Annotated in this window: 13 protein-coding genes; 5 read left to right on the plus strand and 8 right to left on the minus strand. The window is 49.2% G+C overall.

The features are described 5' to 3' along the window. Nucleotides 1-284 precede the first annotated feature (284 nt). The 3 genes from C1752_RS03990 to C1752_RS04005 all read left to right on the plus strand — a co-directional run bounded on the left by C1752_RS03990 (nt 285) and on the right by C1752_RS04005 (nt 2,098). Nucleotides 285-548 carry a TM2 domain-containing protein gene (locus C1752_RS03990; RefSeq protein WP_110984757.1) on the plus strand — a complete coding sequence of 88 codons (264 nt, stop codon included), beginning with the start codon at nt 285-287 and terminating at the stop codon, nt 546-548. A gap of 45 nt (nt 549-593) precedes the next feature. After that, on the plus strand, nt 594-1,004 hold the full coding sequence (locus C1752_RS03995; protein ID WP_233501322.1) for a DUF2752 domain-containing protein: 411 nt from the start codon (nt 594-596) through the stop codon (nt 1,002-1,004). Nucleotides 1,005-1,300: 296 nt separating this feature from the next. After that, nucleotides 1,301-2,098, plus strand: coding sequence for a DUF2189 domain-containing protein (locus C1752_RS04005; protein WP_110984760.1), 798 nt, complete (start codon nt 1,301-1,303; stop codon nt 2,096-2,098). A 140-nt stretch (nt 2,099-2,238) separates the two neighbouring features. Here C1752_RS04005 and C1752_RS04010 read toward each other — a convergent pair whose 3' ends face one another. Beyond that, nucleotides 2,239-2,730: a DoxX family protein gene (locus tag C1752_RS04010; protein WP_110984761.1), complete on the minus strand. Its 492-nt coding sequence runs from the start codon at nt 2,728-2,730 to the stop codon at nt 2,239-2,241. 30 nt (nt 2,731-2,760) lie between these two features. Next, a complete protein-coding gene (locus C1752_RS04015; RefSeq protein WP_110984762.1) occupies nt 2,761-3,225 on the minus strand; it encodes a DUF4079 domain-containing protein in 465 nt (154 codons plus the stop codon). A gap of 92 nt (nt 3,226-3,317) precedes the next feature. Between C1752_RS04015 and C1752_RS04020 the strand changes: the two genes are divergently transcribed. Continuing rightward, nucleotides 3,318-4,031, plus strand: coding sequence for an HAD family hydrolase (locus C1752_RS04020; protein ID WP_110984763.1), 714 nt, complete (start codon nt 3,318-3,320; stop codon nt 4,029-4,031). A 105-nt stretch (nt 4,032-4,136) separates the two neighbouring features. Here the strand turns inward: C1752_RS04020 and C1752_RS04025 are convergent, their stop codons facing one another. From C1752_RS04025 to C1752_RS04040, 4 genes are all read right to left on the minus strand, one after another. Beyond that, the gene (locus C1752_RS04025; protein WP_110984764.1) at nt 4,137-5,726 is read right to left on the minus strand and encodes a tryptophan halogenase family protein; all 1,590 of its coding nucleotides are present in this window, start codon (nt 5,724-5,726) and stop codon (nt 4,137-4,139) included. 146 nt (nt 5,727-5,872) lie between these two features. Further along, entirely contained in the window at nt 5,873-6,805 is a 933-nt protein-coding gene (locus tag C1752_RS04030; protein ID WP_110984765.1) for a cyclic di-GMP-binding domain-containing protein, MshE-related, read from the minus strand. A gap of 814 nt (nt 6,806-7,619) precedes the next feature. Beyond that, nucleotides 7,620-8,957, minus strand: a complete 1,338-nt coding sequence (locus tag C1752_RS04035) for a 16S rRNA (cytosine(967)-C(5))-methyltransferase (protein WP_199464277.1) — start codon at nt 8,955-8,957, stop codon at nt 7,620-7,622. A gap of 264 nt (nt 8,958-9,221) precedes the next feature. After that, nucleotides 9,222-10,799, minus strand: a complete 1,578-nt coding sequence (locus C1752_RS04040; RefSeq protein ID WP_158535011.1) for a CHAT domain-containing protein — start codon at nt 10,797-10,799, stop codon at nt 9,222-9,224. A 200-nt stretch (nt 10,800-10,999) separates the two neighbouring features. Between C1752_RS04040 and C1752_RS04045 the strand changes: the two genes are divergently transcribed. Beyond that, entirely contained in the window at nt 11,000-11,392 is a 393-nt protein-coding gene (locus C1752_RS04045; RefSeq protein WP_110984768.1) for a VOC family protein, read from the plus strand. 31 nt (nt 11,393-11,423) lie between these two features. Here the strand turns inward: C1752_RS04045 and C1752_RS04050 are convergent, their stop codons facing one another. Both C1752_RS04050 and C1752_RS04055 read right to left on the minus strand, forming a co-directional pair. Then, complete coding sequence (locus tag C1752_RS04050) at nt 11,424-12,104, minus strand: response regulator transcription factor (RefSeq protein WP_110985059.1); 681 nt, start codon at nt 12,102-12,104, stop codon at nt 11,424-11,426. Nucleotides 12,105-12,113: 9 nt separating this feature from the next. Next, entirely contained in the window at nt 12,114-14,165 is a 2,052-nt protein-coding gene (locus tag C1752_RS04055) for an ATP-binding protein (protein ID WP_233501323.1), read from the minus strand. Nucleotides 14,166-14,173 lie beyond the last annotated feature (8 nt).

Genomic DNA, 14,173 nt, shown 5'->3' on the forward strand with positions numbered 1-14,173 from the left:
GCTGCGGTGCCCACCGCCAAGTGAGAAAGTTTTGTCAGTCAACTCATCAAATATTAGAAAATCCTATGTTGGCAGAGACGTCCTTAAGAAACATGACGCTTTTAGTGAACTAATGATAATTCTCATCAATGCAATGACGGATTTGTCTTCGTCAGTGCCCATACTGGAAGTTGTTTTGGGGTCTGTTAGTCATCCGGCTTATGGATGATGCACTGTCACTGTATAAGCTGCGATGTTCTAGCTATTTTTGAAATTGCTAATAATCGTTGTGGATGAGGTTTTCAATGACTAATACTAATGCTGAAGCCAACAGCAAAAAAATGGTAGCGGGTATCTGCGGCATTCTTCTCGGAGCGCTTGGTGTTCATAAGTTTGTGCTGGGCTACACCAAAGAAGGACTGATTATGCTGCTTGTCTCAGTTCTGACCTGTGGTTTTGCCTCTCCTGTTATGGGAGTTATTGGCTTAGTTGAAGGGATTATGTACCTTACGAAGTCGGACGAAGAATTTTATACAACGTATATGGCAGCTGAAAAGGGCTGGTTCTAGTATTGCGGTGGGTGGGGCCTTGTGGTGTCTGTATTGAAACATTCTTTGTCTAGACAAGGTTGTCGTAGACGTTGGGGATTTTTAGGACTCTTCTCAACACCGTTGTTAGGAGCTGTTACCTATGGCCAGGGATATAAGCTGTCATTTTTAGCCTGTCCTATCCGGCATTTCACAGGGGTTCCCTGCCCGACCTGCGGGATGACGCGATCATTTACGGCAGTTGCCCAAGGTCACTGGGGGCCAGCCATCAATTTCCATTTGTTTGGCCCTGCCTTATTTGTTGTCTTGAGCGGGACTGTTCTGCACCTCGCTGTCGAGCTAGCAACTCGACAAAGATATTCCACGGTTTATACCCAATTAATCAACCGCAGAAGTTTTCAGATTGTGAGTCTCTGCATATATTTAGGGTATTACTGGGTGCGTTTGGTCTGGCTTGGCTATCCTGATGAATTTTGAACAGAATAGCCCTGTGCCTTCCGCTCTGTCTTACGCAAATCTTGAAATCAATCTTGATCATTTGAATAGCCTGATGATATCCCCTCAAACTCGGAAACGGTCTCTATTACTCGGAATTACCTTGCTCTCTCTTGGTAGCTTTAGCACGGTTTATAGCTTAGATATCAATCTCCTGTTCAAGCTCTATGGACTCCTCTTCACTTGCCAAATTGGCTTTCTGCTATTTTTCTTGAGTCGCATGCGGTTTAGCAATCGCCGATGCTGACGCACACTTTTCTTTAGGTATCGGGGTAAATATGAATAATCCGAATCAAAATGATCTTAATGCTGTAATGCAGAGAGGCTATACCGTTGATATTGGCGGCTTTATCACCCGGGGCTGGGAAATTCTGCAAGAAGACATGGGAAACTTTATTGGCTTCACTTTGCTGATGGCGGGCCTTTTAGTCGCTGTCGGTATTGTTGTTCTCGTCATGTTTATTACAATCATTGGCATCCCGTTTGCCATTCTGCTGGCGCTGCTAGCCGGTCCACTTGTGATTGCTCCCCTCTCCGCAGGTTTTTTCGTCTTTGCATTCAAAAAGATAAAGCGACAACCAACTGAGTTCTCGGACTTCTTTAAAGGATTTCAGAATAACAACTTTCTGCCAATTTTTCTGTCTTCACTTGTGATCAGTCTGATTACTGCTGTTTGTAGTGCGCCAGGACAGATTGTGAACTACATTGCAGTATTTAGTTCTATTGGTTCTGAAAGCTATGAGCCGAGTGTTGTCTTGCAAGCTATATCTGGGCTCTTAAGCCTTGTTGGTTCTATCGCGGGTGCTTGTATCACCGCTTTCTACTGTTTTAGTGTTCCATTTATTGTGGCGCGCAAAATGCCTTTCTGGACCGCGATGGAAGCTAGCCGAAAATTAGTCATGCGGCAATGGTTTGGTATATTCCTGCTCCTGATTGTGCTGACTCTGATCAATATTGCAGGTCTAATACCCTGTGGCTTGGGCTTAATACTCACCGTCCCATTGACGTCGTGTGTGATTGCCGCAGCCTATGAAAGCATCGTAGGCTTACCTACCTCTGATCTCTCGCAGACATAAACCGGTATTAAGTTGACTGAGTATCTTTAACAACAAAAGCTGCTGATGAGGCCTAAAATTCTCTTGGTCAGCAGCTTTTATTTTTCTGTCTTGTGTGAATGCCGAGACTGTTACTACGGAGACTGCCTCAGTCTTCAGGATCAGGAATTAGACTTCTCTAGTTGCTTCGCAATGAGGCTATCAATAGAAAATAAACCACCGCCGTTGAATACGCAGAACAAGTACATCCCTGCGTAGAGTGCTGCTGTTTCAAAGGACGCGATCACGAACCCGTCTTCGCAAATGTGGAAGTAAACTGCCATCACCATTGTGAAGAGCAAGCCGATAGCCGCAGGGCGGGTCAGTAAGCCCAGAATCAGCAGGACTGCCCCGATGATTTCGGTGTAGGCGGCGCAGTAAGTCAAGAAGGTCGGGAACGGTAGCCCCATTGTTTGTGACACAACGTAGGATGCAAACCCCTGCACGTCTAATAGCTTACCGACGCCGTTGTGGATCATCATGCCTCCTGCGATCACTCGTAGGGCAGTCCACGCCAGTTGAAATAAGAGATTGGAATCTTGGTTGGAGCTGAAGAGCAGTGAGAGTAGGCTCGGTGACTCTTCGACTGCTGTTACAGATGCTGTTTTTGCCATAGTTTTAAGTCCGTTGGTGTGATGGGGGCTTTAACTCTGGTTCATAATCTTTTGGACAATCTCCATGCCTGTGAAAGCTTCCCAGCCAAAGAGACCGAGAATGATTGCGCTCACGGCCAGGTGGAAGTTGCGGGCCATGAGGCTGCCCCTTTGCATAAACGGAGATAGGCTAGCTGCGATCGCAACTAACCCTGTCATTCCCAGACCCGCGATCAAATGTGGTCCGACAAATAGCTTGCCGTTATTAACGTAGGTCACCCCAATGCCGCCAATGGATCCCAAAACCATCAGGGACAGCAAAATGGCGCCGACTTGATGATGCTTGATATGGAATCGGCCCTTGATTAACTGCTTGCGCTCCTCTCCCGCCACGGCTCTGATCTTTCGAACTTTGAGACCCAAATACATGGCATAGATGCAGAGCGCGAACACCGTCCACATCAGCACCGGATGGAAATAGGTAAATAGGGCCTTGAGAAGAGCAGAGAGGCTCATAGAGATGATAAAGATCCAGAGTTGCTTAACTAATCTTTATAAAAACTAGCATATCCTTAATAAAGACCAATTGATTGATTGAGATTGCTGATATGCAACACAACGCTCATGATGCAGCGACAGAGGGCGCTGTGTCGCGCGATTTAGAAGCACTGATCTTTGATATGGACGGGGTTCTCTGTGACACGATGCCGTTCCATTTAGCTGCTTGGCTGCAGTACAGCTCCACCGTTCCTGAGCTAGCTGGGGCCAGTCAAGAGCGGCTAGAGCAGATGGGAGGTAAGCGCAATCAAGAGCTTTTGCCTGAGCTGCTTGGTCGCCCTGTTCCTAAAGCGGATGTTCGGCGCTGGGGAGCTGAGAAAGAGGCTGTTTATCGAGATATGATTCGAGGCCGCATTGAGTGGTTACCTGGCCTCGTCGAGTTTTTAACTCAGGCCCAGGCTAAGGGACTGCGGCTGGGTCTAGGAACCTCTGCTTGCCGAGAAAATGTAGAGCTATTGCTTGCCCATGAAAACCTGGGTGATTTCTTTGAGGTGCGGGTCATTGATGCTGATGTTGAGCGGGGTAAGCCGGACCCGCAATGTTACTCGCTAGTGGCTGAACGGCTTGGGATCGCGCCAGAAAAGTGCCTGGTGTTTGAAGATGCAACGGCGGGCGTGCAGGCGGCTCGCAATGCGGGGATGGCCTGTTGGGGAGTGCTGACCACCTGTTCTGCGGTCGCGCTCCATGATGCTGGAGCTGAATACTGCATCAAAAACTTTCAAGATTCTTGTTTGCCCGTTATCATGCCTCAAGCATCGGTTTAAGGTCAGGGCAAGAAAAAATAGGAGGCGCTCGGCTGATACCTCGATAATCAGCCGAGCGCCTCCATCGTTTGGCGATGGGATGGAACCCTTGTATTTACCAGTAGCCTACGCAGCGGCTCTGAATGAGTGATTTTGGTGTAGGCTCTGTAGTGCTTGATGGGTGCTGGGTAGCTGCTGAGCCAGAGCGTTGGTTCTCAGACGAATATCGGCAAAGATCTGCTCAGCTTTCTCAACAGCTTGCGGGTTGTGCTCTAAAATCGGTGGACTTTGGTCTGGATAGACGCCCATTCCGGCTAGAACGCAGTAGTAGTTAGAGTTAGACCAAAAATTCTCGAATTCAAAATCGAAGGCGCTATAGTAGTCGGCGGAATTGGAGACCACGGCACCCACGGGTAAACCAGCCTTGTAAAGATCAAGTTTTTCTTGAATCGAGTCAGACTTTTTCAGGTCATAGCGATTAGTCTGCCAAAAGACAGTATCTTCGCGTCCCGTGGTGAAGTAGTGCATCTGTACGAAGTCGCGGCAGTCGTCAAACATCCAGGTGACTTTGCGGTTGAACTGTTTTTGGAGCTGTGGCTCCAGTGCTTGAGATGGCCAATGCTTCACGAGCTGGTAAAGGGTGGCATAGATAAAGTAAATTCCGGTGGACTCCAGGGGTTCTAAGAAGCTTGATGCTAAGCCAATGCCGACGCAGTTCTTGACCCAGGCGCGCTCAGTACGGCCCACGCGGAACTTAAGATGCTTGAGGGGCTGTCGTTCATCTAAGTTCCAAAGTTGCTGAAACTCTTGGGTGGCTTCGTCTTGGGAGCAGCTCTGGCTGGAATATACGTATCCGGTGCCGAAGCGTCCCTGCATTGGGGTTTTCCAGGTCCAGCCGTGCTTCATGGCGATGGCTGAGGTATAAGGTTCGATGCCGTGCTGATCGTCGTCATGGGGAACGGGTGTGGCGACGGCGGAATCACACAGGAGGGCGTCGTTCATTTCTATAAATGGCTCGCTGAGTGCCTTACCCAGCAGTAGGGAACGGAAGCCAGAGCAGTCAATGAAGAGATCGGCAGTTAGCTGTTGGCCGGTTTTGGTTAGTACCGACTGGATATTGCCAGTTTCGGGGGATAGAGCAACCTCAACGACGTCATCGACGATCCGGTTGACGCCTCTTTCTGTTGACCATTTTGTGAGATATTCGGCGACCAGATGAGCGTCAAAGTGCCAGGCGTAGTACATGGCAGGGTTGCGATCGCAAAACACCGGACTCAGCTTCTGATCCAGTAGCGCTGCCTCAGAATAGCAAGCATACTGCATGGCCCCTGCCGTCTCACCTGCGAGGTGCTTCCGCAGCCAATATTGCTGGAGTGGAATGCCCTCACAGGTCGGCATCCCGCCAAAAATATGATAGAAGGATTTATCAGGCCGTCCAGGCGATGGGGTTTGGCTCCAGTTAACAAACTTGACCCCAACCTTGTAAGAACCATTGACCTGCTGCATCCACTCTTCTTCAGGAATACCTAGAAAGTTAAAGAAGACCTGCTGCAGGCTGGGCAAGGTGGCCTCGCCGACGCCAATTTTCTTGACGACATCTGACTCAATGAGAGAAATCTCTACATCGTTGCCCAGCGCCTTGGTCAGATAAGAAGCTGTCATCCAGCCCGCAGTGCCGCCGCCGACAATCAAGATTTTTTGGATGGGTTGGTTCATGATAATTCTCGCTTCGTTGTAAAAATATTGGCATCACAATCTCTCTGCACTCTGCAAGCAGGCTGCCCCGGCTTTTTACCTTCGCTGCTTGATCGTGCCGCTAGGATTGTCTATTCAGGAGTTCTGTACGCAATACTTGAGTCGTTCTAATTCATTCGTGCTAGTGCTGGTGACTCTACGAGTCGATGATGCGGCTCTGGAGACACAACGCTAGACATCAGATATTCAATTGTTTGCTGCTTGACCCACCCGTGGCCGGACAGTATTTCTCCGAGGCGCTGATGTCGGCTCTGCTGTTCTAAAAGGGCTAGATCCAACTGCTCTAAAGTAATGAGACCGGCCTCTAGGAGATGGGTGCCCAGGCGAATGGGCTGCTGGACCGGGATGGAGACAGGGTGTTTTTTCGCGTAGGCCAGCATTTCGTCGGTAAATGCAGTAAAGACTTCAAAGATGCGATCGACGATCGCGAGCTTCTCAGCCCGATCTTCATTGGTTAACTCAAGCTCTTCGATGATGGGGACAACATCGTCTGAACTGTAGGTGTGGGCTGAATCAACCTCAAGGTGACCACTGCCAAAGTATCGATACCTCTGATGCGTTTTTGCTTCCAGGGACTGAATGATTTTTGCTGAAGCCGTTAGCAACACATTTCCGGTTGACTCCACCACTTCAATCACAACTAGCTTCTGGGCGGGAGAACATTGGTGGGTGTAGTGGTACAGCTCCTGGGTTACGCGCTGGGCGCAGACTGTTTCTTCATTCCAGAGGATTGCTAAGGCTTCTCGAAAGCTGAGATCTGGATTAAGACCTAATTTTTCTAAGTCCTCTAAAAACCAAACCCAGTGGTAATCGTCTTCATAGGTGTGCTGATTTATAATCGCCTGCAGCGGATCATCGCTGCTTTCATCTCGTAATACGTTCTTGTTGAGTTCTCCAAAACTCATCACGAAAGGGGCTGCACAGGGTGCAAACGCGAATCGCTGCCTGGGAGAAATACTGTCGTCTCTGAGATAGTCAAAAAATGGAAGCTGAGAAAAGTCTTTTTTCCTCTGCTCAATATATTGAAGGATAGGCTTCATCTATATAATTCCTCGTGTGAATGCCTCCGAGCCTTGATTTAAAAGCTCAGTAAAAACTAGTGATCTAACTAAGGTGAAATATATGAGGATTCTCAATCTAAAAAAATCAACCTAAGGATATATATTTGGATGATCTTATCTAGATTTTGAAGAAGAATATGATTCCTGATCCTCATATTATTTCTGGTATTTCTTGAGCAGTAACTCAAGAAATACCGATGCAGAAATAAAGAGTTAGCGCATTGCAGAAACGACTGTGCGCTGACAAGATATAAATCTCTAAAGGGCTATAAGTAGCTCATGATACCAATCCGTTGGTCATGAGCTAGTCTGCTTCAATAGCTGCCCTGTAAGGTTCCCCAAAAAACTAATGCCTTCACCGTCATTCCCATGCAAAGTAGGGAAGCCGGCTGGCATTCAATTCTAAACTTGTGATGTTCAAACTATCTTTAGATGGTTCTTTCTTGATAGATATTCAATAAATATATCCATCAAGCCATGAAAATGATAGTCAGCATTGCTTGGAAATAGAATATCTGAGTTCATTTTCTTTAGCAATGATTGAATGAGTGAAACTTTTGATCACTAAGCGATCCCCCCGGCATCTCAACTTTTCACATGATACATTATATTTTTTTTTAATCAAGTATTTAATATTGCTATGCAAAAAAATATGATTTTCTAAATTAATTTATTTGTTTTCTGTTGGTTTTTAGGTTCAATTTAAAACTTATTTTGTTTGATTTAAGACGTGATTCGTATGCCTTGGTTGATTTATGCTGGGCTCGGTTGATTTGTTTTTGTTCTGTCTAACTTACGCAATATTTTGTTTGACTTTGGCAATAAAGAATCCGTCCATTGCTCGTTGGTGAGGCCAGATTTTCATCCATCCTGATGACTCTTGCCAGGTGGTGTGAGCCGCTGCAATGTCGGGTGGCTCAATGCTCCAGCCGGGATGGTTGTTGAGGAAGGCCTCAATGACGCATTCATTCTCGTCAGGGTGTAGGGTGCAGGTGGCGTAGACGATTGTGCCGCCAGGTTTTACCTGTTGAGCACTGGCCGCCAGTAGTTCGCTCTGTAATTGATTGAGTTGCTTCACTGTTTGGGGTGTTTGCTGCCAGCGGGCGTCTGCGTGTCGATGCAAGGTGCCGAGGCCAGAGCAGGGGGCATCAATTAATAGGGAGTCTGCCGGTGGGATCTGTTCAGGAAGGCTGCGACTGTCTCCGGTCCACTGCTGGACGTTATGGATGTCGAGGCGGGTCAGGTTCTGCTGCAGTTTGCGGAGACGAGAAGAGGTGCGATCGCAAGCCCAAATGTCTCCTTGTCCCTGCATCAGCTCAGCCATGTGGGTGGTTTTTCCGCCCGGAGCAGCACAGATATCGACCACCACCGAATTGGGCTGCGGATCTAGAACATGGCTCACAAGCTGAGCGCTGGCATCCTGTACGGTCCACCAACCCTCTTTAAACCCTGGGATCTGGGGAATGGGTCCGGCGTTGTCTTGAATACGGAGCGCTTGGGGAAGGTGAGCGATCTGCTCCACTTCAATCCCCACCGCTTCAAGCTGCTCCTGGACCGCTGCGCGCGTCGTTTTTAGCGTATTAACCCGAATGTCGAGAGCTGGGGGCTGATTGAGATAAATGCACAGCAGCTCCGTTTCCGCCGCACCAAGCTGAGAGAGCCACACCTCAATAATCCAGTCAGGATAGCTGTGCTGTACTCCGAGGTGCTGCACGGGATCGGTCGGTAAAGTGAGTGGATCGTCCGTTTGTCTGGCGTACCGACGTAGCAGACCGTTGACGAAGCCCGAGAGTCCTGACAGTCGATTTTGCTTAGCGAGTTCTACTGTTGTGTTGACCGCCGCCGAGACTGGGATTTGTTCTAGGTATCGAAGCTGGTAGAGTCCCAGATGCAGCAGGGTGCGTAAATCAGGGGGCTGTTGGTGGGCAGGCTTTTTTGCAAACTGATCGATCAGAGCATCTAAGGTTCGCTGGCGACGGGTGCAGCCATACAGAAGCTCAGTGGCGAGCCGCCGCTCAACATCAGAGGTGGGATGCTGGAGTACTCTGTTGAGGGCAACATCGGCGTAGGTCCCCTCATGAACGGCTTTCAAAGCCCAAAAGGCAAGTTGTCGAGAAGAATGCTGACTCAAAATTTAAAGACCCGTACAGTTGCGTAGGGGCTTGATCATAGCTTTATTGCCGAAGGAGTCAAACTATCATGGCTGTCTAAAGGCGGTGTACTGTCCTCCGGGACTCTGGACAATGGTCTGTGTGTTGCGAACATATTCTGGTAGGTGTTCCCTGCGGTACCTGATGCTGCCAGACTATGACTGTTTTAGAAAGAACCATAGTGACTGTGCCAGAGTCGTGAGCCTGCTGCCGTGCTTTGATTTGAGCGTAAGTCTGATCTAGGTTTAGTTCCAGTTGCCGACAACGGTGTACCCAGACCAGAAGTAGGGATGGGTGAAGTTGCGATCGCCCCGTTGAGCCAGCGCTGGCGGCAAGGCCATCTGTACCTGATCTGAGAGCTGCAGCATTTCATTCGTGATCTGTACTTTCCCCTGCAGCATGGCAAGCTGCGCCTGCCGCATTGCCTCTGTTCTTGTCGGGGCACTGCGGAGATGTTCATAGAATTTTGACATCACGCCCAAGGTCCCTTCATCGCTGATCATCCACAGACTGGCTACGGTGGATTTGACGCCAGCATTGAGGGCCGAACCTGCGAACCCTAGTTCAGCTTCTTCGCTACCAACGGCAGTTTGGCAAGCGCTGAGCACTAGCAGATCCACCGATGGATTGGACTGCCAGCGAAGCGATTGCGATAGGCCCCGCAGTTGGTTCAGATTGAGCTTGCCGTTCCAGAACTGAATGAAGGAATTTTGCGGTGCGCCCGACTTGAACTGGGCGTGGGTTGCGAGGTGAATGATGCCGTACCGATTTTGTTGATGGAACGTCTGTAGATTCGAGAGCGTAGAGTCTTGATTAAGGGTGGCATGACTTTTGCCTTGCCAAAAGTGGTTCGCAAGCGCAGCCAGCTCCACCGGAACGGCCGGTAAAGGGGATAGACCCTGAGTGCTTTCAGAAACGCCCATTGCTAAAACGGTCTGCTTCCGTAGATCGCCGTAGCTCGATTCTGTGAGCTGAAAGCTAGGGATTAAAGCTACCTGATGCTTTTCAATTAGAAACTGTTGGCCGTCGTGGAGAGCGGCAATGGGAAGCGATCGCAACTTGTCATCCATAGAAAACAAGAGCGTCTCAATTCCGTGGGCTTGGAGCTGTGGCACAAGGGGCTGCACAATCCACTGGTACAGCTTCTGTGATGATTTGAGATAGCTGGCGGTGTTGACCTTACTGGGATCGCTAACCTCGCGCCGGAACTTCTTGGCTTCCTTGAGCAAATCCCTTCGATCCACTTTACCGAGTACCTCTCGCACCACGGTTGGCGACGCTTGAGCTAGCTGTCCAGGGTGGCTAGAGGCAATCTGGAACGGCTGCTGGGCCACCGGACTATCGCTAGGGGGAATGAACAAAAGCTGTAGCTCATCTTCTAATGCCACCACATACAGCAGCCCTGAGCGTTGCCCTGTGAGCCGAGAGAGCTGACCGAGACGCTGAGAAATCTGTGCGGCATCGACTGGAGTCCCTGGGGCTGGCATTTCTAAATACTGGCTGAACTTCTGTGCCTGCCAAGCTTCAACTAGCTGCACAGCCTCTGCCGGTCTGACGTCCTTAAGCTGGTCTTCCAAAATATCCCGAGGTGACTGGGGCCTGGGGGCCGTCGGGCGGTTGCGAAAGATTTGGAATAGATCTGGTAGGCCAATGCCGCCGCGATTGGGGCGATCGTTCTGATTGTCTGGAAAGGTTCTCTCGTTCTGGCTAATCAAGTCACGGGTTTGCTTTCCCGCCGCAGGGTTAATGCGCTGGGCTTGGGCCGCTGCAGGGAGCAGCATGAGTCCTAGGCAAAGACCGACGGATCGAGCGTAACGCTTCATGGAAAACCTCGCCACAGAAAAGAACTGCAAAAGCATCTGCTTTGCTTTCTAGTCTAGGTCGGCAAGACCGGATCGTCGATGATGTCGATCGCCTGAAGTCGTGACGGTATTTGCTCTTGGGAGTGATGTGGGTCACCCGGTCGTTGACTGCTTTTTTCCGTTAGGATGAACCTCTGCGATAGCTGTGGGAGAAAAAGCAAATGTCAGATTCGCAACCTTGGGTGGATGATGGTAAGTCTCGTCCCCCAGTCTGGGTGGGTCATATTGCTCTAGGAACTCGCAATTTTGACGCCTCAGAATCATTCATGCGTCAAATCGGGATGCGGTCCATTGTGAAGCGTGAGAATATTGCTGTTCTAGAAATGCGTGGCGGAACGCATCTGGTCCTCAGAGCAAATCCAGAGGCAGTGCCCAACATAGCTCCCTTCGATCTAATGGTGGAAGATTTAGAGGCAGCTCACCAAGCGTTAACCCAAATGGGGCTGCAGCCCTCACCTATCCAACCGGGCAAAATTCACCAGTCGTTTACGGTGCGAGAACCCTCCGGCCATCAGATTAAATTTAATTCCAGCCATGTGGTGGGTCTGGTCTAGGACGATAATGTGGACCTGCACACTGAACCCATTAGATTAAGCTCAGCTCCTGTAAGAGGTCTAAGTCATTGTCCGCTGACAGTTCTGAGAAATCGGGTAGCTCTTTAATGGCGACGATCTCTTCATCGAAGGTGTCCTGCAGTAGCTCAAGACAGCTATTGCGATAGACGCCAGGGGGAATATTGATCAGTAGCTTAATGGCTTTACTGAGCTTCGGCGCAGCGCCTTGCAGACGCTGCTCTAGATCTTTGACTTTATTTTCTTGGCCTTGCTGCAGTTCTTGAACTTGCTGCTGTAAAGATGCAGCACGCTCATGGGCCTTCTGGTATCGACGTTCGTGACTCTGATGTTTCTGCAGTCTGGCCTCAACGGTTTCTAGCAGCTCTTGGCGAGAAAAGGGCTTTGTCAGATAGTCATCTGCCCCTAGATTCATTCCCACTCGGATATCGCTCTTGTCTGCTCTGGCAGTTAAAAAGATAAACGGGATGGATTCAGTGATGGAATCTTCACGTAGGGCCTTTAATACATCACGGCCATCGAGGGCGGGCATCATCATGTCGCAGATGATTAGGTCTGGCAAGTGCTCCTGTGCCCACAGAATGCCAACGAAACCATTCTCTGCCGTAATCACCTGATACTCTTCTTCATGAAGTAGCTCTGCGATATTGGCGCGCACTGCAACTTCGTCTTCAATAACAAGAATCTTGATCATCATCTTTCCCTAATTGACTGGAATTTCTACTGTAAAAGTTGTGCCTTCGCCTTCTTGACTTTCAAAACCGATCTTGCCGCAGTGAAGATCAATTGACTTACTCACAATTGCAAGTCCTAAGCCTGTCCCTGATATTGTGCCCACATTGCTAGCTCTATTGAACGAGTTAAATACATTTTCTTGCTCTGATTTTGGTATTCCTAATCCATTGTCTCTGACCTTGAAAATGATGTTGTTTTCTAGAGACTGAATGTCAAAATAAACATTGCCCCCCAGTGGAGAGTATTTAACGGCATTCCCGAGTAAATTCCCCAATATATGCCTTAATAATTTCTCGTCCATCTTTACGTCAGTAAAATCACCTGAATGCGTGAAATGAATCTCATGATTCTCGGTGGTGATCTGAATGGATTCCACAAGATCTTCGCAAAATTCGATCAGCTGTATCGGAATTGGCTGAAACTGAAGCTGACCCGCATCTGCTTTTCCTAAGAGCAGTACGTCATTCAAGAGGCCCGTCATGTGATGTACTGAAACCTGGATGCGACGAAGATGTTTTTTCTTCTTATCTTCTGGCCATTTATGGCTATAGTGCTCGATTAGCTCTGATGATGAAAGAATGGTCGCTAAAGGTGTTCTAAACTCATGGGATGTCATCGCTACAAACCGTGACTTAAGTTCGTTCAGTTCTCGTTCTTTTTCGAGGGAGTTGCGAATGTCTTGCTCAGCCTTTTTCCGTTCGGTAATATCCCTGATGATTGCCATGATCTCGTTCTCCGCGCTGAGGGCAATGCGAGCTTCAAAGTCTGTTTGCGAACCATTGCGTTGAAGCTGGTATTCAAAGATTTTTACTTCTTGCTCAAGCAGCACTTCGTTGATGCATTTCATTAAAGGTTTGGCGACTTCAGAAGGTAGAACTTCGTAGACTGTGCGCCCTAAAAAATCATCTGTCGGTAATGGAATAGTCTCTTGATTGGCGGCTTTGTAGTTAACGAAAGTGCCATCCACACTAATGCGAAACATCCAGTCTGGGATGGCGTTAAGTAGGGCGCGATTGGTGGCATAACTGGACCGCAATGCTTCTTCAGCACGCTGCCGCTCATCAATTTCACTAATCAGTCGTTTGTTCGCCTGCTCAAGTTCGGTTGTTCTTTCTTGAACGCGTACTTCTAGGTCGTCATGGGCTTTTTGTAGGACTTCGCGAAATCTTCGCTCGCTGTTGTGCAGTGCTGCTTGGGTTTGCTTCTTCTCGGTGATGTCAATGAGATAGATCCGAATGAGTTCACTGGTTTCTAGGCAGTGAACGGATTGGTTATAGATACAGTCTCGGTGGGTGATCTCACGCTCAAAGAAAGCATCTTCGTTCTGTTGAACCCGCTCAATAAGGCCGGCGAGCACAGGATGCTGTTGTTGTTGGCGGGGTAAGTCTGGGAACTGCCGGGTGGCGGCTGGATTGAGGTAGGTAATCTGTCCGGTGCTGTCAACTTCGATGATCGGGTTGATAATTAGCTCGGGAAAGGAGGCTAAACGGACAAGGGAAGCTTCATTATCTTCAACCTGTCCGCTGATGGTTTCGAAGGGGTTATGAAGGCCGGACAGAAAACCGGACATATCGTCGGTTTCGCAGGAGGTGAGAAAGTCGATGTCGGCGGGGTCTGAGGTGGCGAAGTAGCGGGCCATGACGTTGCCCCCAAAGATAATCACGTCTCCGTGGACGAGGTTATGGGAATAGCAGCGCTTGCTGTTGATTGAGATGCCGTTGGTGCTGCGCTGGCCCTGGAGGTTGCCGTCTACGATTCGAAACTGGTGGGTGACGGCTTGAGGGGTGGTCACTCGTAAAAGGATGGCGTGGTGGCGCGAGATGGTTTCTGAGACTAAGACGATGGTGTTGCTCTCGCCTCGGCCAATGGTGCAGGTTGCGGCTTCTAGGGCAACGGTTCGCTTTCCCTTTTGGTCTTCGATCAGGAGTAAGTGGTGAATGGGGCGCTGTTGCTCTCGCTCTTGAACGTTACTTGAGCGGGTTTTTTCGCGGGGGCGACCGCCGATGATTTGGGTATGCAATGGAGTCC

Origin of the sequence: Acaryochloris thomasi RCC1774 (genome assembly GCF_003231495.1) — a bacterium.
Lineage (GTDB): Bacteria > Cyanobacteriota > Cyanobacteriia > Thermosynechococcales > Thermosynechococcaceae > RCC1774.